We start from the raw sequence: 18,244 nt of genomic DNA, 5'->3' as shown, positions 1-18,244 counted from the left end.
TACTTACCTTATATTAATTCATTAATCTGAAAAATTCAATTATTTTTTCAATAAATTAATATGCATGATTACGTTTAAATTTTAACTGAATTAACAATAAAATACATCTATTCAATATGATTCCGGTATGTATATTATTACAATATAAATAACCGAGGAGAGCATTTTTCCTTCGGTTTCACATCTCATGTACTTCAATTGTTATAGTTGATAACGTAATTTCCCACGCGTCCAATTCATATACCAACCAGAAATTTAATATATTAATAAACTACTAACTTTTTTAATCTAATTTTGAGGCAGGAATCTTACTGCCTCAAAACAGCGGGATAAAATATAAAAGAGTCTCATTTTTAATGAGACCCTTTTACCATTACATATTTAAATCGTTTTTGAAGTTTGTTTACCTAAAATAAACACTTTAGTAAACACCATCATGATAACGACTATAGCTAGAAAATAAAGTGGCATCACTATTAATGAGCCTGTATGAAGCTCGCTCATTCCCAAAATTATCATTGTTACTACTATATAGTACCCTAGGCTAAACAATGCGCCCGCTGTACCAATGACATCTTGAAAATCTACTAATGCTAAACTTAAACAGTTAGGTAACGCCACCCCAATTCCTAATAGCAATATAAACATCGCTACTAAAAATACAACCATATATATTGCATTCGGATTTGGTCCAACAAACGTAATAACAGATAAAAGGATAGCTCCTCCTGTCATTACGAGACAACCGATATATATAATTTTCTCTGGTTTATAAGTAGCAAGTAAACGTTTCGAAACTTTCGCTCCAATAATAGAAGCAGAAGCAACAACAATCCCTAAAAATCCATACATACTAGGCGATAATTGAAAGTATTCAATAAAGATAAACGGTGCTTCTGCATAATAGCTAAATAAAACACCATTTGCTCCTCCAATTAATAGCCCATACGTTACTACTTTCGGATTTGTAATTAACTTCTTTAAGACTGCAAACACATTTATTTTATTCGTTACCGAGTCCGTTTTTGTTTCTGGAAGAGAAACAAACGTATACAGAAAAATACCGATACTCATAACTACTAAACTTAAAAATACGATTTTAAATCCAAACATTTGATCAAGAAAGCCACCAATTAACGGTCCTATCGCTGGTGTAAAAGCAATAACTGCCGAAATTTGAGCAAACATAACGTGGCGCTTATGCCCCTCTACACTTTCACGTAGAATCGTTTGTGTCACAACTGATCCTGCACTTGCTCCAAACGCTTGAATAAAACGACTTACCAATAAAACTTCAATGGAATTTGTAATAAAGCATAAGAAACTCCCAACGCCATATACGACAATTCCAAGTAACATTGCTGGGCGACGGCCAATTATATCTGATAACCATCCAATAAAAAATACACCTAAAGCAAATCCAGCAAAATACACACTAAGCGTTAACTGTACCTCATTATTACTTACATGTAACGCCTTTGAAATGTCCGGTAAAGACGGTGTGTAGATCGTTTCACTAATTTGCGGAAATGCGACAAGAATAATCATTAACAAAAGTGATGGTACTGAGACTTTTTTCATTTTTCATACCCTCCTATAACTTTGAAAATCTCAGAAATAAAAAGACTTTCCTTAGCTACGGAACAGGAGGGGCCATGATAGAAATTCGCTCATAAAACAACAAAGAAAACACCTCAATTACGTATGTTAATACTTATAGGAGGGTAATATTAACATTGATTTTTTAAATACACTTTTTCAATTATATTACATATTGCGTTTCTTTTTCTATTATTCGGCCTTGGCAGATTTATTAAAGAGATACCTTGAATCAACAACCTTTTTATGGAATAATTAGAAATAGTTTGAATCGATAGATTTAATTATTAAACGATAGACTAGCATATTTCTAATTTCGCCAAGCTTACAAACAGGAGGACTTTCGTAATGATTGAAATTTTAAGGACACTATTAAACTTCCTAATTTCTCTATTCTCAGGAGAATTACCAATTGTATATTATGTATGGATTATTAGCCTATTCCTAATTCAAATAACCCAATCTACTCTGAACTATAAGCTTTTTAACAAGAAAGATAATTTCAGCACTTATATATTGGAAGGATTACTCGCTTTTATTATTTTATTGTTTGGAGGCATGTTAGTATCTAAGTTACTTGCTTACATAATAGACGACCCTACTATTAGTATGACGAATGTAACACATTATTTTGTTTCTCTTATCATATTAACTATATTTGTCTTAATAACCTGCGTTAAAGACTTTATAGAGACATCTATAAAGAATAAAAATATATCTCTTTTTAGCTTTTTAGTAATTTCCTTACTAACAAGTATACTTTCATTCAAGTTTTTATCACCTTTAATTGAAGGTTCTTTTTCTCTTTCTAAATCTTTTATAACTACTTTAATCATTCTTGTAACTATATCAATCCCTCTATTAATTTCCTTAGAGGATAAGTATGCAGATGAAAAGGAAACGGAAAATTTATAGTTTCTTATTTATTTAAAAGAAAGAGGGAGCTCCCCTCTTTCTTTTAAATCATCCCTTTTAATATCAATCCTAAAACTGACATTATTATCGCACTAATAATAATTCGCAAAATCCAAGTTGTATTTGTACTTATTTTTTCTAATTGCTTATTAATTGTTGCTATGTCTTTCTCATTAATAGTGGTACGCGTTTCTAAATTTCGAATGTCTCTCATCATTTCTTTTTGCTCCGCCTTGAGACTGTCAATTTTAGCGTAAACATCTTCCATATATTCACACCCTCTGTTCATCTTAATAGAAAAATCTATATATATTATGAGACAACCCTCTTACCGGTGAATACATTCCGTATATGTGCGCACCAAATTATTTGTACAATCTAATTATGTTTCCATTCTTCTATATTTAAATTAGCGTTAGGATAAATTAAATATAGAAAAGGAATCCCTTGTTTATGTAACAGCAAACAAGGTGCTCTCCAGCATATGAGAGCACCTAAGATAATTTCTATTGTTTTCATCACCATTTTCATGTTTACTAACTCAATATAGTCAGTATGATTTTATGAAGAGTCTACTTTGTTAGCTGCTTAATGTATACTAATAGTAATACGAAATAGTTCCATTGATAAACTCTCTAGAACAATAAATATACTGGCGGAAACAGACCTATACCCAATATTTTTTCCAGTAACATGAATGGTTATTTCTGATAGATGTGTTTGTATATCATTGTTTTCAAAAATTCCATCCTCAACCTTTACAATATCTGCTTCACAATCTACTTCTTTAAAAGTTTTCAGTAATTTTGTTTTTAATAAACTACAGTCAAAGTTTTCATCTTTTATTACAGCAAATTTAACCTTCATATCGATTTCCCCATTTTTAACAAACTAAAATCATTAAATCTATATAAATATATATTATTCTATTAAACAATTCAAAATATATGTTTCTTATAAACCATTACTAAATTCCAGTTCTAAGGCTTTATATAAAAAAGAAAACAAAAAAAGTGAAATTCTAATCATTAAGAGGGGTATCTATCCCCCACTAATTGTTTAGTTGAACTAACCAGACATTTACAAGATTAAAAAATTACTCTTTCAATCGCTAAACTAATTAATATATAATCCCCCTGTTTTCAGTGGCTCAAATTTTTTCATTTTTAATTCATGGATTCTGAGAACTTTTTGCTTTAATATTAATTAGTCGCTTCTTAAATTCTGTAATATTGGAAATAACTATATAGTGAAACAAATTAACTATTAGGAGTGCTATTGATGTTTGATATACTTCGTCTCTTAATTTTTTTTCTCATTGCTATCTTTTTATTTTTCTCCATAATAATGGAATTTAAAAAACCTCAAAAAAGTGTATTTTGGTTTTCGATTGAAGTCTTATCTCTTCTAGGAATTGTAATGCTTTTTAAAGATTTTTTATCAAAAATATAACTTAACCCACGAATAATCACGTGTTTCAAATACGATATCTTTATCTGTTGAACGACCTTATCTCTCGTTAAAAAATCTTGTTTTCACCCTATTTCTTAACAAGGGCTCTAGCCTTAAGTTGTCTTTTCTTTATAAAAAATAGCCTGCCTATTTCTGTAGGCGGGCTATATCTTTATTACACCATACAAAAAGTATACTCTCTTCTCCACTCGAACTTTATGTAATAATACAGATTCCAAATAATGATAAAAGCAACAAACTTTCTTATAACATCCTCATTCTAGTAAGAAAGTAGCTAAAGCTGTCCTATCTTTAGAAAGGGATGATGCTAATATTGTTAATAGCACAAAAAAGCACCGTCACAAATGACGGTGCTTTTTCTATGTAAGAGCTACTAGAAGATACCCTTCTAGTCTACTCCCATTTATAAGTCCAAAATTGTTCCAGTTGCAGCCATTTTAATGTTGCTGCATCTTTGTTTTTGATTTTTACATGCGTTTCTTCAAGCATCGCTTCTGTTTGCGAACGGTGCGCACCTAGTGCAGCTAATTTATGCTCGAATACTTCACTAATATTATTTACAACATCCGGCTCACCTAGTACAGCTTCGCGATTTTTCGTAATCGCAACCGCATGAATAACTGGCCGTTCTTCTTTTGACATACGTGATACGGCGCGAACGACAGCGCGGCCAAATGCATCATGATCTGGATGTACGCCGTGCTCTGGATAAAATGTAATAATTCGAGATGGATTTACTTCTTGAATGATCGCTTCAATTTTATCTGCTACGAAATCAACATCTTCAAATTCTAACGTTTTATCATGGAAACCAAGCATTCTTAAGTCTTGAATCCCCATCGCTTCACATGCATCTTTCAATTCTTTTTTACGGATATTTGGAATCGTTTCACGGTTAGCAAATACGTTCTTACCCATGTTACGTCCCATTTGTCCTAGCGTACCGCACGCATACGTTACAGGTACTCCTTGATCTGTTAATAAGCGAATTGTTCCTCCCGCCGCAAATGCTTCATCATCTGGATGCGGAAATACAACAAGTACATGTCTCTCCATAAGTTTCCCTCCTTCTTACTTAAATGGCGTTAAGCTTAACTCAAGCGCTACTGCTAAGCGGCCTTGGTTATCGTGCCCTGCAAGTAATAAACGCTCTTTATCGTCTACTTCCCAGTGCGTAATACCTTCTGCATATACCCAGCCGTGATCCATCTTTAAACCAACTCGGTATGGGTTTGTTCCAGTTATTTTCCCGCGCTCAAAGCGAATCATTGCATTTCGAATGAATGCTCCAACTGTCATCATCTTTTCATTAAAGTGTGACGCGTACGCTCCGTTCGTCGTTTCTAAATGAATATATACATCTTTATTTACAAAACGTTCAATTTCATTTTGAATAAGAGAACTATCTTTTACTATTTCCATCGGAATTCACCTCTTTAAACCATTTTACGCAAAAATAATGTAAATTGCTATCTCTATATTAGAGGACAACGCCCACTTTTCCTAATAATTTGCACTGTGTTTCTTCATTTTTTTATATCATATTTGACACTCCCACGGCTAAAGCCGCAAGCTGACTAACGTCAATGGGATTCTTGCTACCAAAGGCGACGTCTATTTCTAGTATCGCTGACGTGCAAGATTGCGGTGTGCCATCACCACTCCGTATCCAGTGCATCTAGCAGATACGGCACTCGTTCTATTACCAAACGAGTCAGATTGTGAGTTCTCAAATGTGTTTTAGCGTCTTGTACTTGACGACTCAATACATTTTACGGAGTAGAAGAATTTGTTACTCCAACCTCATATGTATTCTGTTTTCAGAGAACAAGATTGTTTTAGAGACTTTTACTTGTCTGTTATGAAAATTATACCATTTCAAATACTTGATGTACAGAACATACTTTCGGTATTTTATCTGTACATCGCATTTGACCTCACTATCATCCACCCCTAAAGGGGGTACTATCGCACCGTAGTGGGCTTTCCTATTCGGAAAATCTGTAAAATCATCATTTTTTCCTTCACTTTGTTAAATAGTTTTCTTTCTTTTTTGAATTTGCTACAATATAAATTATGCAGAAGGATGCATGTTTACAATTGAATACATACTTTAAAGAAGGTGACATGATTGGAACAATCAGCACATGAAGTAGCAAATTGGCAATATTATTTTGCAATTGCCGTATTTTTAGTCACGTACGGATTTATTATTTCTGAGAAATTGAATCGTGCTGTAATTGCACTATTCGGTGCTGCTATTATGATTATTTTTGGAATTGTAGATTTACATACCGCTTTCACATCACATATTCAATGGGAAACAATCACCCTTTTAATTGGGATGATGATTCTCGTACATATTACGAGTCAATCAGGCGTCTTTGAATTTGTGGCCATTAAAGCAGCGAAGGCAGCTGGCGGAAAACCAATCCGCATTTTATTATTGCTATCCCTATTAACTGCTGTCGGATCTGCATTTTTGGACAATGTAACGACTGTCTTATTAATCGTACCTGTTACACTATCTATTACACGTATTTTAAAAGTAAATCCTGTTCCTTATTTGATTTCAGAAGTATTATTTTCAAATATAGGCGGAACAGCAACATTAATCGGTGACCCACCTAATATTATGATTGGATCAGCAAATAAGCATTTAGACTTTAATGCCTTTTTACTTAACTTAGCTCCTATCGTAATTATTATTTCTATCGTGACACTTGGCATTATTTACTTTATGTATCGCAATAAACTAAAAACAACAACTGAGCAAATCGAAAAACTTATGGTATTAAACGAAAAAGATTATATTAAAGATCAAAGCCTCCTTTTAAAATCGATCACGATTTTGGGACTAACTATTTTAGGGTTTATCCTTCATTCTGTTATTCATGTAGACGCTGCGGTTGTCGCGATGACAGGCGCTACACTTCTTATGCTAATTGGAGTAAAAGAACACGATATTGAAGATGTATTTGCCCACGTTGAATGGGTAACTATTTTCTTCTTCGCTGGACTATTTGTTCTCGTTGGCGGGTTAATTGATATCGGACTTATTTCTTCACTCGCAAAAGAAGTACTCGACGTAACGAATGGTGATATCGGTTTTGCCGCTATACTTATTTTATGGGTATCAGGGATCGCATCTGCGACAATTGACAATATCCCATTTGTCGCAACGATGATCCCACTTATTCAAGATTTAGCTACAGGGCTCGGACTATCTGTCGATTCTCCGCAAATCGAAGTACTATGGTGGGCATTATCACTTGGAGCTTGCTTAGGAGGAAACGGAACGTTAATCGGAGCATCAGCAAACGTAGTCGTTGCTGGTATCGCTAAACGTGAAGGACATGCTTTCTCTTATATGGACTTCTTAAAAATTGGTTTGCCGTTAACAATCATTGCATTACTATTATCACATGCTTATATATATTTACGTTATTTAATGTAAAAGTTGTATTGCATGAAATTATATCGACGATTTTTAAAATATATCAACGATTTTCTAAGTATATCGACGATTCGACAGAGAATATCGACTTACCGACAAATAACGACAACGAAAAAAGGTATGCAGCGCTAAACTGCATACCTTTTTTCGTTCACCAAAATATACCGATAATTGCTAATCCACCTAAAATCATACCACCAATTTGTCCAACGATTGCTGGTGATAGTTGAACACCTTTTCTCACTTCAACAACTGGTCTTTCGTGCCTTAGTTGCTGCACTTCGCTTTGCAATTGATGTACACTTCCGTGCAATTCTTTAATTAACTCCTTTAATTCAGCGACCTCTTCATTTACTGGTTTTGCTTTTTCTAAATTCATCTCACATAGCTCCTTATCAATGCAATCAGTACACTGTAAAAATTCGCCAATTATTATTATATCTCCTGCATACTACATATATAATTTCGAATATACTTTCTAACCTTGTAGCTCTATCCATTCATCCCGCAATATCCCCATAATCATACGGTCAAAACACTTCCCATCTCTTTGAACTGCTTCTCTCATAGCTGTTAATTTAATCGTTTTATGTTGATAAAATTCATCGTCATTTCAAACTCCCCCTTTTTTAATAACGGGGATACTTATTTTAGCCTATTTATCCCCTTGTTCCATAAACTGCTTTATAAACGGGATACTTACAATAAGCGCTGACATTGGCACATCTCCTCTACACGAAATTAACTTCATTGTATAATTTTTCGTTTATTCTAACAATAATAAAAAGCCCTCCAAATTTAGAGGGCCTTCCCTAATAGCAAAACTATATTATTTCGTAAACATTTTCTCCGCTTCATCCATTGCCATTTTGTTTCCTAAAGCAGAATAGTCAAGCCATGGTTGGTCATTGATAATGTATACGTGCTTGCCTTTAACTGCTTTTAAGTCTTTCCAGATTGGTGTTTCTTGAAGTTGTTTAAATGCAGCTTTTGCTTTATCGTCTCTGTTTACAACAACGAAAATAGCATCTGCATCAAAGTCAGGTAATACTTCTTGTGAAATGACTTCGAAAGGACGGTTTCCATCGATTTTCTCTACACCATTTGCAGGTTGTAATCCTAAGTCTTGGAATAAAATTGGTCCCATCGGTCTTTTCGTACTAAATACACGTAATTCTTTTGCAGTAACGCGAATTGCCATTACTTTTTCGTTATTACCTAGCTCTTTATCTATTAAACCTTTTACTCGTTTTGATTGCTCTTCGTAATCTTGAATATATTGATCCGCTTCTTTCTCACGGTTTACAAGTTTACCAACTTGTTTTAAATGGTCTCTCCACGTACCTTCATCTAAATTGAAAGTATGCGTTTTTGCAATTTTTTCGTATTTCGCTACATCTTTACCCGCGTATTTTTCATCCACATAAATGTCAGTAGGCTTTAATTGAAGTAATGCTTCCATATTCGGATCAGTTACAACACCCAGTTTTTTCGTATCTTTCAGTTGTTCTTTTGCGTGTGGTAAGAAATCTTTTAAATCTCCACCAATTACAGAACCTACTGGTGTAATTCCTAATGCAAGTAAATTATTCGTTAAATGAATAGACATTGAAGCAATTTTTGGGTCATTACTTTTTTCTGTTTTTTTCGTTTCCTCTTCATTAGCTTTCGTTTGACCACATGCTGCTAATACTAAAATACACATGATGCTAAATAAAATAGTAAGTTTCTTTTTCATATGTTCTCCTCTTTGAAGTATTTATTTTGTTTTTGTAAGTAAATAAAGAAAATACGGTGCTCCTAATGCGGCCACTACTACACCAGCTGGAATAGAATTTGGCTCAAATATAGAACGACCTATCGTATCTGCTAGTACTAAAATAATCATTCCGATAATACCAGCCAGTGGAAGGAAATGTTGATAGGTAGTACCTACTAACTTTCTGGCGATATGCGGAGCAACTAAACCGATAAAACCAATCCCTCCTGCCATCGATACACTCCCGCAAGATAATCCAACCGCTGTAGCTAAAAGTAGTAACCGTTCTTTTTGAACAGAAACACCAAGTCCCGCTGCCACACTATCACCTAGTGACAATGCATTTAACGTTTTAGATTTTAACCATGCATACGGGGTAAGTATGAAAATCCAAGGTAATAATGCTAGGACATGAATCCAATCCCTTCCCCACACGTTACCAACTAGCCATCTAGAAGCGAATGTATACGTCTCATCATTTAACTTGAGAGAGAAAAATAACGAAATTGCACTAAAGCCAGCTGAAACAGCAATACCAACGAGAATAAGTCTAATGGGAAGTAAACCTTTCGAACGATCACTCGCAAGTAAAATAATAAGAAATGCAGCTAATACTCCTCCACCAAATGTAAATAACGGTATTAAAATCGATGCATTCTCATTAATAGAATGAAAGAAAGTAACGAATATAATTAGCCCGAAAGATGCACCTGAATGCAGTCCAAGAATACCAGGATCGGCCAACGCATTCCTTGATAACCCTTGCAAAATCGCACCGGAAATCCCAAGGCCAATACCAGCTAACATTGTGATTATAATTCTTGGCATACGATAATCGTATAGCACGGTTGCACTCTCAAAATCACCATGACCGAAAAGCGTTTGAATTACTTTGAGCGGTGCAATGCTAAGTGTCCCCGTATTTAAGCTAAGCAAAATGACAGCGATACCAATACAACCGAATATTGTAGTTACAATAACGGCTCTCGTTTTATCTGTGTTTAAAATCTTCTTCACTTACAACTCCCTCCCAACTTTACGTGCTATATAGAGGAAGAACGGAACTCCAACAAGAGCCACCATAATTCCTATTGCAAGTTCTTTAGGAGGATTTACTGTTCTTGCCCCTAAGTCAGCTACAACTAATAACATGGCTCCTAAAAATGCTGACATAGGAATAATGAGTCGATAATTAACACCAACTAATTTTCTAGCAATATGCGGGATAACTAGTCCTACAAATCCAATAGAGCCAACAGCTGAAACAGATACACCTGCAAGAATGACTACTATAATCATCCCTAGTATTCTCGTTCGGTTCGTTTTTACTCCTAAATTCGTAGCGACATCATCACCCATTGATATGAGTGAAATAGACCGCCCTAAAATTGTCGCAAAAACAATGGTTATGAGAATAATAGGAACCAAAAATTTCAAGTGTTCCCACTTAACCCCTGCAACACCACCAGCGTACCAAAAAGCTAAATCTTGACTTAAGTCATAATAAATCGCGACACCTGAACTTAACGAATGTAAAAGCGCAGCCATAACTGCCCCAGCGATCGTTAATCTCATCGGTGTTAATCCGCCTGATGTTGCTGATCCGATAATAAAAATGAGCACTGTACTTAAGACCGCTCCAATAAAGGAGACAATCATTAAATAGGAATACGGCATATGCGGGAAAAAGGCAAAACTAAGTGCTACTACAAACATCGCACCTGCATTTATGCCAAGCACACCTGCATCCGCTAAAGGATTTCGTGTTACTCCTTGCATAACAGCGCCAGCCACTGCAAAAGCAGCTCCTACAATTGCTGCACCAATTACCCTGGGGAGCCTTAATTCATAAATAATTTGGTGCTGCGTTAATTTCGGGTTATAATCAAAAACCGCTGTCCATACGGTTTGCAAATGGATATCCTTTGCACCAAATGCAACAGCTAAAAATATAGAGCCAATTAAACATACAATTGTTAAGCTCATGAAACATATGAACTTAATATGTAGCCAGCGATTATTGCCAGCATATACAGCAGGCTTATGTAACATGTTTCATTTCATCCTTTATATTCAGTTGTTTTTTATAATTATTTTTTATTTATAATTAATATTGATAATAATTATCATTTTCATTTAGATATTATATCCCCACTTTTTTTAAATAGCAAACTATTTTTTCACTTCGCTAAATATTAAAATACTTATTACAATTCCCTTCCAAAACTTACAAATACACGCAAAATAGACTACTAGCTTATTTTTAAAAGTGTAGTATACTTAATCATTATTTTGAGTTTTCAAATAAAAACACCCAAGGTGATGCAATGTTATATATAAAACAACTACTCTATTTTACCTATGAACAAGCATTATCCTGCTTATTCCCAGTCGTTATTTTCTTAACACTAGCCCTTTCAAAAATCGTTTCGATCCCAGGGTTATACCGCTACGATTTCATACTCATCGTATGCCTTCTTATGCAATGGGTTATGTACAAGACTGGACTTGAGACGAAAGACGAATTAAAAGTAATTACTGTCTTCCACCTCATCGGCCTTTTACTAGAAATATATAAAGTTCATTTCGGTTCATGGAGTTATCCGGAAGAGGCATATTCAAAGGTTTTTGGAGTTCCACTTTACAGCGGCTTTATGTATGCAAGTGTTGCAAGTTACATATGCCAAGCGTGGAGAAGACTACATTTACAAATGTATCATTGGCCGAAAGCTATTTTTGTAATACCTCTAGGAGCAATGATTTACTTCAATTTTTTCACACATCATTTTCTATACGATTTTAGATGGTTCTTAACGTTACTTCTATTCATCGTTTTCTTTCGAACATTTGTGGAATTTTCATTACGAGGCGTTACATATAAAATGCCGCTCGTTCTCTCCTTTTTTCTTATCGGATTCTTTATTTGGATTGCAGAAAACATCGCAACATTTTTCGGTGCATGGCAATATCCAAACCAACGGGAAGCTTGGAATCTCGTTCACTTAAGTAAAATCAGCTCATGGTTTTTACTCGTTGTTATTAGCATTATGATTGTTACACAACTCAAACATTTGAAGCAGTTGAAAAGATAATACTGATTATATAAAAATAGTTAGCCCATCACTCATTAGAGGGTGATGGGCTTTTTTTAGTAATATTTTTTAAACCATCCTTATCAAAGGAGTTATAATTTACAATAGCATAAGCAGTTGCACATTATGAACTACTACTAGCTGAAGATGTTGCTGCAGATGAAGCGGCAATCGTTGCCATCATAGCTGCTTGTTGTGCTTGGATAAGGACTTCTATCATAGTTTGTAAACCTGTGTTAGTAGCTTTACTTTCCTCACCTTTCTGACTTACGAACAGTTGAATAGCAATAAGAATATTCGTATCTGTATGCCAACGGAATAATTTCTCTCCCTGCAATTTTTCAATCAACGCTTTAATAGAATGAATCTCTTTTTCTCCATCCTCAAGTAACGCTAATAGCCCGATTGCTGGGTAATGCATCTGTTTCACTTTTACCTTTTCTTGCTTTAACAAATTCCATATGTTTGTGCATGTTGCAACTAATATTTCTTCCCTGACATCCTTCTTTAGTGAAAGAATATGGCTTAGAAATTGGAGGTCATTCCCTTTGCGCAAGCCAGCTTTTGCTAGTTTCTGATAAAGACGCTCCACTCGGTCCATAAGTGTTTCTACATGCTCTGATTGTCCTGCTAATAAAACGGAGAGCGGATAATCATTTGTACCTGTTAGGAAAAGATGATCCTCTTTCATACGTTTATATACTTGCATTGAACGCTGAATGTGCGTGCCATGATGCTCATTATCTTCTGTTAAAAGCACAGCTGCTGCAAGATAAGTAAATATACTGCGGCTAAAGCCACCAGCGACCAATTGTTCATATAAGTCTAAAAACTCTCGAAAAGCTTTCTTATAATCTGTAAAGTGAATATCTAATGTTGCGGCCACTACAAAGCGATGATAAGACTTTAAGTATGAAAACATCCCTACCTCATTCTTAATATAACTACTAATTTCTAAAAAACGTCCGAGATCAAGCAATTTATCACTACTTGCATACATAGCAGCAATCATCATTCCTGTTCGAGAATCACTCGTTTTCCATTTTAGTTCTCCCTTTAACTGTGCATATGTATGTGTATATTGCTCCAGCTTTTGTTCTAATGTAATCATAGTATTCACCCCTATTTCTAGTTCCTCTCTATTATTATACGCATATTCCATATTTAGGAATACTATAATTAATAATCCATCATAAAAATAATAATTTATTTATCCTTATATATTGTTTTTCAGTCCTTCTTCATCAGCATCACGATGATAATCCCTAATCCTTCAAGAAGTTATACAAAAAAGGTAGATAATAATTTATCTACCTTTTTTGTATATATTATTTAACATTACACTTGTATTGCTTGTTATATGCAATTAAGACTAAAGAGCTTTAATAATACGTTCCATCGCCTTCATTTGCCCAATATGATCAGCTTCATGATAAAGCATCATACCGTAAAGTTCCCCTACTGTTTCCAATCCTAGGAACGGCTCTGGCAGTTTATTTTCAAATGCTTCTGCTGGAATTTCTTTAATACGTTTTGCTTGTTCTTTTAATTGAACCGTTAACACTTCTAACGATGGTCCTGCTGTTGTCCATTTAGATGGTCTTGATCCATATCCAAACATACCTGGATATTCTGTTGGTAATTGTTTGAATTCTTTTCCAAACATGAAAACTTCTGCTGCCGTTAACACATGACCGATATGCCAGCGAATTGTATTGTTAAAACCCTTTGGCTGCGTATCTGCAGTTTTATCATCTAGCGTCTCCATAAATGTAAGTAACGCACCGCGCGTTATTTCAAATTGTTTTAAGCCAACTAGTCTATTCATTTTATCGTTCCCCTTCTTCATGTACCATTTATTATGAACTAAGAATGTTCAACTTATTAAAGTTTTACCTTGTTTAATCTATCAGAAACAAATAAGAAATACATCTAATATGCTTATTAAAAATAATAAAAAGGTTCACTCCTCGTAAATATAGAATTACTTACTATGTAAATAAAGGAGGAGTGTACTTGCATGTTACACATTTTAAAACAACAATATAATCTTATTAGCTCTACAAGAGAAACTCTATTTTCGTTTTTGGAAGAAATTCCACTAGAAAAATTACATAGCACAATTCCGAATTTCGGGAGCGGTAGCATTATAAAGACACATATTCATGTAGCCGATTGCTACCGATACTGGCTTGGATCATTCGCATTCAAGCAAAAACGGGCAGATTTTTCATTTGCTAGCGATTATGAAATTGAGCATGCAGATGTCACGAAAGTCCGTGCTAGATTTAAGTTAGTAGATGAAACTGTACAACGCTTTTTAGATGAATACAATGACCGATGGCTCGACAATATAGCAAATGAAGTAAAATGGCAAAAAGAATCTTGGAGTACAACGCCGCTATGGCTTTTAACTCATACGGAGACGCATGAGTTTCACCATAAAGGACAAATTGTATCTATGGCTAGACACCTTGGATATGTTCCTCCTGATACAGACCTGATTAGTTGATATCAAAAAGCTTAGGATGAATACAAATCGAGCATGTTTTGAAAACCAATCAAAACATGCTCTTAAAATATTCTACCTTACAATCTCCATATCCTCATCAATACCAAATAGTCTCGGCATAATTATAAGCATCACTATTTGGTATAGCATGTTTCCCTTGTGCTTGTGCCTTTCTTGGATCTAAATCATATACCATTGGTGTATAGCATGATGTTTGCCCTTTATTTACAACACCATTTCCTCCAGCACTTCCGCAAGTATATGCCTTTCCATCTGTTTTTCTAACAATTCTTGCATCAGCTTCGTTATTATAAACTGCCAGGCGAGTTATAGTAACTTTTGCCCATGCTGTTTTACACGTCGTGCTAAATTTTAATTCCACATAAGAATTTGAATCAATCCACTTCTTCTCTTTCGTTACTGCTGATTGATCACAGCTATTATAATAAGGACTTTTCCCATCATATGAGTGGTCTTCTGCGTATGCTTTATCGCTATTAGTCGTACTAAACATATTAGTTACAACGAGTAAAGATAACAATAAACATGCACTCACCTTTTTTAATAGCTTCATATAATTTCACTCCTTTATTAATAACGTGCTGTTTTCCCGTAACCGTTATTAAACGTAACTGCTTCAGCATCTGCTGTGTATCCGAAATCAGCAGTTAAATCAAATACCATTCCTGTATAAGTACTCGTTTGACCAGTTTTAATTGTGCCATTTCCTTGATTGGAAGTGACTGATTTTTGAAACACACCATTTTTGTATTTATTCACAACAGCGTATGCATACACTCCTCCTGAAACAGCTGGTGCTGGTTGATCTAAAACAAACTTAGCCCAAGCTGCATGACATTTATTACTGTAACGTAAATACACTGTCCCTACTTTTTTACTACCTTCGTATACCGCTGTAGACTTTGCATTAAATCCATCTGCATCACACGTTGTACTTCCCCCGTATACTTTCGTTGTTGCTGGATTTTTCCCGTCATAATAACTACTCAGATCGGTAGCTGCAAATGTACTTCCTTGAAAACTAAATAATACCCCTACACTCGCTACACTTAACACACATACTTTCATTAACTTTTTAAACATTGTAAATCTCCTCCCTCAAAATAAGTACGTATATCTATCCCCTATGTACGCCCCTCCTTTCATGCTGCCTAGAGGCATCTTACAGAAACGAATAAAAGTTGTAAATTCCCTTACGATTATTGGAATATACGAAGAAATTTACTTACCCTTGTAAGAAAAAAAGTTGAGAAATACACATTTGAAAACATCCTTTATTTAAAACATAAAGAACCGATACTCGTTTCATGCAAGCATCGATTCTCAATACAAAATTACCATTTCTTCTTTTATAGAAAATAAATATTTCTCCACTTAATCCGTTGTAAAAAACTCCCTCGTCACATCAATAAATTGCTGCAGTGGCACTGTCATCCATTTGTCTTTATGCCAAGCAATTTGTGTGAAAATTGGATTGATAGTATTTTCTAGATGTAACTCTTTTATCGTCCCCTCTCGTATATCTTTTTCTACTACTATCGCCGGTAAAACGGCTATACCTAAATCTGCAATAACACATTGTTTTATTGCCTCTACACTAACAAACTCAATCTTATTTGCTGGATACACATCTTGGATGCGAAATAACTCTTCAAATAAAGTCCGATATGAGCACCCTAGTTCTGTTAATAAAAGTGTTTCCGTCCCTAAATCTTTTATGGAAACAGAAGTTTGCTGGAGTAAATGATGCCCTGGAGCAGCTACTACTTTTAATTCTTCTTTCATAAGCGGCTCAACATGTAAAGCATCTTCTGTTTTACATTCATCCAAAATAAATGCAAGATCGACTTTTCCATCCATCAATTGTTCCTTCGCATCTGTATTGGAATGTGCGGGTTTAAATATAAGTTTTATTTGAGGAAATTGTGCTTTAAATCTCTTTAATATAGAAGGAAGTCTATATGTACATTGGCTTTCTTGCGCACCAATCGTTAACGTACCAGCTATTTCTTCATCATCTTTCACAGCCGTCTTCGCTTCGTTACTAAGTGCGATTATCTTGTCCGCGTATAGTTGAAACTTTCTTCCTGCTTCGGTTAAGAAAAGACGTTTCCCTAATCTTTCAAATAACGGCGTACCTAGCTCAGTTTCTAACGTTTTAATTTGCGCCGTTACGCTTGATTGAGCAAAGTTTAATTTCTTCGCAGTTTGGGTAAAGTTCAAAGTGTCCGCGGCGATTTTAAAGGTAATTAATTGTTTTATCTCCATTTATCATCCCTCTTTTCAATCGGAATTCCCGATTGATTTCATCGAAATAATCCTCTTTGTCTATTGATATTTGTATTGTATGATAAAGAGCATCGACAAACAATATAATGGAGGTATTCCATATGAAAGCACTTTGTTTCGAACAGTTTGGAAGTCCAGATGTACTACAATATAAAGAAATACATGATCCAATCATAAATCCAAATGAAATTCTTCTCCGTACAAAAGCAATTGGATTAAACTTCGCTGATATTTACAGACGCCGCGGTGATTATCATCTTGCTGGCAATCCACCTTATATATTAGGTTATGAAGGGGCTGGTATTGTTGAAGAGGTAGGAGCTAACGTTACAAATATCAATCCTGGAGACCGTATTGCATTTACTGATGTTCCATTTGCAAATGCAGAATTAGTTGCCGTTCCATCAGAAAAAGCAATCCCGCTTCCAGATTCAATTTCTTTTGAAACAGCCGCTTCTGTCTTATTGCAAGGCTTAACAGCACATTATTTAACGAAAGATAGCTATCAAATAAAACAAAGTGATATAGCTTTAGTGCACGCTGCAGCTGGCGGTGTTGGGCAACTTCTTATTCAAATGATTAAACTGCTAGGCGGAAAAGTAATCGGCCTAACTTCATCAAACGAAAAAGGAAAAGTAGCCACATTAGCTGGTGCCGATCACATATTTTTATATACGGAATCATGGGCTACGAAAGTACTTGAAATAACAAATGGTACCGGGGTAAATGTTGTATATGAATCAGTAGGCTCTACACTTGAGAAAAGTTTTAACGCTACTAAAGTTGGTGGTACTGTTGTATTTTTCGGAATGGCTGGCGGTAATCCTGCTCCCGTTGATCCGCGTATGCTTATGGATACTTCAAAAACTTTAACTGGCGGAGACCTTTGGAACGTGCTTACTACTTTTGAAGAACGAAAAAAACGCTCTACTCAATTATTTGATTGGATCGCTACTGGAAAATTAAACATTGCAAGTCCTACTACATTCTCTTTACAAGACGGTGCCCGTGCTCATAAATTATTAGAGAGCAGAAAAAGTACAGGGAAGATTTTATTGATTCCATAATTCACAAAATGAAAAGGAATCTAGGTTAAGTTTTATGAAAACCTATAGTAAAAAAAGTTG

At 34.9% G+C, this 18,244-nt stretch carries 19 protein-coding genes and 1 pseudogene; 5 read left to right on the top strand and 15 right to left on the bottom strand.

Going from position 1 to position 18,244, the window contains the following annotated elements; all coding sequences use genetic code 11:
• Nucleotides 1–381 precede the first annotated feature (381 nt).
• Complete coding sequence (locus PDQ40_RS18795; RefSeq protein WP_076856363.1) at nucleotides 382–1,581, bottom strand: multidrug effflux MFS transporter; 1,200 nt, start codon at nucleotides 1,579–1,581, stop codon at nucleotides 382–384.
• Between the two features lie 366 nt (nucleotides 1,582–1,947).
• Here PDQ40_RS18795 and PDQ40_RS18790 point away from each other — a divergent pair, with 366 nt between their 5' ends.
• Complete coding sequence (locus tag PDQ40_RS18790) at nucleotides 1,948–2,514, top strand: DUF5823 family protein (protein WP_270691573.1); 567 nt, start codon at nucleotides 1,948–1,950, stop codon at nucleotides 2,512–2,514.
• A gap of 43 nt (nucleotides 2,515–2,557) precedes the next feature.
• On the opposite strand, the gene PDQ40_RS18785 is transcribed toward PDQ40_RS18790, so the two are convergent.
• The 4 genes from PDQ40_RS18785 to PDQ40_RS18770 all read right to left on the bottom strand — a co-directional run bounded on the left by PDQ40_RS18785 (nucleotide 2,558) and on the right by PDQ40_RS18770 (nucleotide 5,409).
• Nucleotides 2,558–2,782 carry a hemolysin XhlA family protein gene (locus tag PDQ40_RS18785; protein WP_000390469.1) on the bottom strand — a complete coding sequence of 75 codons (225 nt, stop codon included), beginning with the start codon at nucleotides 2,780–2,782 and terminating at the stop codon, nucleotides 2,558–2,560.
• A 320-nt stretch (nucleotides 2,783–3,102) separates the two neighbouring features.
• Nucleotides 3,103–3,381: a hypothetical protein gene (locus tag PDQ40_RS18780; protein ID WP_000865011.1), complete on the bottom strand. Its 279-nt coding sequence runs from the start codon at nucleotides 3,379–3,381 to the stop codon at nucleotides 3,103–3,105.
• A 999-nt stretch (nucleotides 3,382–4,380) separates the two neighbouring features.
• Entirely contained in the window at nucleotides 4,381–5,043 is a 663-nt protein-coding gene (bshB2, locus tag PDQ40_RS18775) for a bacillithiol biosynthesis deacetylase BshB2 (protein WP_000439477.1), read from the bottom strand.
• 15 nt (nucleotides 5,044–5,058) lie between these two features.
• Nucleotides 5,059–5,409, bottom strand: coding sequence for a YojF family protein (locus PDQ40_RS18770; protein WP_000407043.1), 351 nt, complete (start codon nucleotides 5,407–5,409; stop codon nucleotides 5,059–5,061).
• Nucleotides 5,410–6,118: 709 nt separating this feature from the next.
• Here PDQ40_RS18770 and PDQ40_RS18765 point away from each other — a divergent pair.
• A complete protein-coding gene (locus PDQ40_RS18765; RefSeq protein WP_000438015.1) occupies nucleotides 6,119–7,444 on the top strand; it encodes an ArsB/NhaD family transporter in 1,326 nt (441 codons plus the stop codon).
• A gap of 151 nt (nucleotides 7,445–7,595) precedes the next feature.
• Here PDQ40_RS18765 and PDQ40_RS18760 read toward each other — a convergent pair whose 3' ends face one another.
• The 5 genes and pseudogenes from PDQ40_RS18760 to PDQ40_RS18740 all read right to left on the bottom strand — a co-directional run bounded on the left by PDQ40_RS18760 (nucleotide 7,596) and on the right by PDQ40_RS18740 (nucleotide 11,255).
• Nucleotides 7,596–7,823 (bottom strand): hypothetical protein, encoded by a 228-nt coding sequence (locus PDQ40_RS18760; protein WP_001047302.1) that lies wholly within the window; start codon nucleotides 7,821–7,823, stop codon nucleotides 7,596–7,598.
• 99 nt (nucleotides 7,824–7,922) lie between these two features.
• A pseudogene (locus tag PDQ40_RS18755) lies at nucleotides 7,923–8,012 on the bottom strand (GNAT family N-acetyltransferase); the annotation flags it as partial.
• Nucleotides 8,013–8,273: 261 nt separating this feature from the next.
• Nucleotides 8,274–9,182 carry an iron-hydroxamate ABC transporter substrate-binding protein gene (locus tag PDQ40_RS18750; RefSeq protein ID WP_000728191.1) on the bottom strand — a complete coding sequence of 303 codons (909 nt, stop codon included), beginning with the start codon at nucleotides 9,180–9,182 and terminating at the stop codon, nucleotides 8,274–8,276.
• Between the two features lie 21 nt (nucleotides 9,183–9,203).
• Nucleotides 9,204–10,220, bottom strand: a complete 1,017-nt coding sequence (locus PDQ40_RS18745) for a FecCD family ABC transporter permease (RefSeq protein WP_095842778.1) — start codon at nucleotides 10,218–10,220, stop codon at nucleotides 9,204–9,206.
• The gene (locus PDQ40_RS18740; RefSeq protein WP_000902677.1) at nucleotides 10,221–11,255 is read right to left on the bottom strand and encodes a FecCD family ABC transporter permease; all 1,035 of its coding nucleotides are present in this window, start codon (nucleotides 11,253–11,255) and stop codon (nucleotides 10,221–10,223) included.
• 275 nt (nucleotides 11,256–11,530) lie between these two features.
• Here PDQ40_RS18740 and PDQ40_RS18735 point away from each other — a divergent pair, with 275 nt between their 5' ends.
• Entirely contained in the window at nucleotides 11,531–12,295 is a 765-nt protein-coding gene (locus PDQ40_RS18735) for a DUF817 domain-containing protein (RefSeq protein WP_000965758.1), read from the top strand.
• A 124-nt stretch (nucleotides 12,296–12,419) separates the two neighbouring features.
• Here PDQ40_RS18735 and PDQ40_RS18730 read toward each other — a convergent pair whose 3' ends face one another.
• Complete coding sequence (locus PDQ40_RS18730) at nucleotides 12,420–13,457, bottom strand: DUF4003 domain-containing protein (protein ID WP_002170191.1); 1,038 nt, start codon at nucleotides 13,455–13,457, stop codon at nucleotides 12,420–12,422.
• A 210-nt stretch (nucleotides 13,458–13,667) separates the two neighbouring features.
• The gene (locus PDQ40_RS18725) at nucleotides 13,668–14,144 is read right to left on the bottom strand and encodes a DinB family protein (protein WP_001997933.1); all 477 of its coding nucleotides are present in this window, start codon (nucleotides 14,142–14,144) and stop codon (nucleotides 13,668–13,670) included.
• Nucleotides 14,145–14,315: 171 nt separating this feature from the next.
• On the opposite strand from PDQ40_RS18725, the gene PDQ40_RS18720 reads away from it, so the two are divergent.
• Entirely contained in the window at nucleotides 14,316–14,807 is a 492-nt protein-coding gene (locus PDQ40_RS18720) for a DinB family protein (RefSeq protein WP_229142848.1), read from the top strand.
• Nucleotides 14,808–14,904: 97 nt separating this feature from the next.
• Here the strand turns inward: PDQ40_RS18720 and PDQ40_RS18715 are convergent, their stop codons facing one another.
• The 3 genes from PDQ40_RS18715 to PDQ40_RS18705 all read right to left on the bottom strand — a co-directional run bounded on the left by PDQ40_RS18715 (nucleotide 14,905) and on the right by PDQ40_RS18705 (nucleotide 17,096).
• On the bottom strand, nucleotides 14,905–15,381 hold the full coding sequence (locus PDQ40_RS18715) for a DUF2690 domain-containing protein (protein WP_000771165.1): 477 nt from the start codon (nucleotides 15,379–15,381) through the stop codon (nucleotides 14,905–14,907).
• A gap of 17 nt (nucleotides 15,382–15,398) precedes the next feature.
• A complete protein-coding gene (locus PDQ40_RS18710) occupies nucleotides 15,399–15,911 on the bottom strand; it encodes a YjfA family protein (protein WP_000473749.1) in 513 nt (170 codons plus the stop codon).
• Nucleotides 15,912–16,202: 291 nt separating this feature from the next.
• On the bottom strand, nucleotides 16,203–17,096 hold the full coding sequence (locus PDQ40_RS18705) for a LysR family transcriptional regulator (protein ID WP_270691569.1): 894 nt from the start codon (nucleotides 17,094–17,096) through the stop codon (nucleotides 16,203–16,205).
• Between the two features lie 122 nt (nucleotides 17,097–17,218).
• On the opposite strand from PDQ40_RS18705, the gene PDQ40_RS18700 reads away from it, so the two are divergent.
• Entirely contained in the window at nucleotides 17,219–18,184 is a 966-nt protein-coding gene (locus PDQ40_RS18700; RefSeq protein WP_270691568.1) for a quinone oxidoreductase family protein, read from the top strand.
• The last annotated feature ends 60 nt before the right edge of the window (nucleotides 18,185–18,244 follow it).

The organism is Bacillus cereus group sp. Bc061 (assembly GCF_027715825.1).
Classification (GTDB): domain Bacteria; phylum Bacillota; class Bacilli; order Bacillales; family Bacillaceae_G; genus Bacillus_A; species Bacillus_A paranthracis.
The sequence above is the reverse complement of the archived record's forward strand: the minus strand, read 5'-3'. Positions and strand labels throughout refer to the sequence as shown.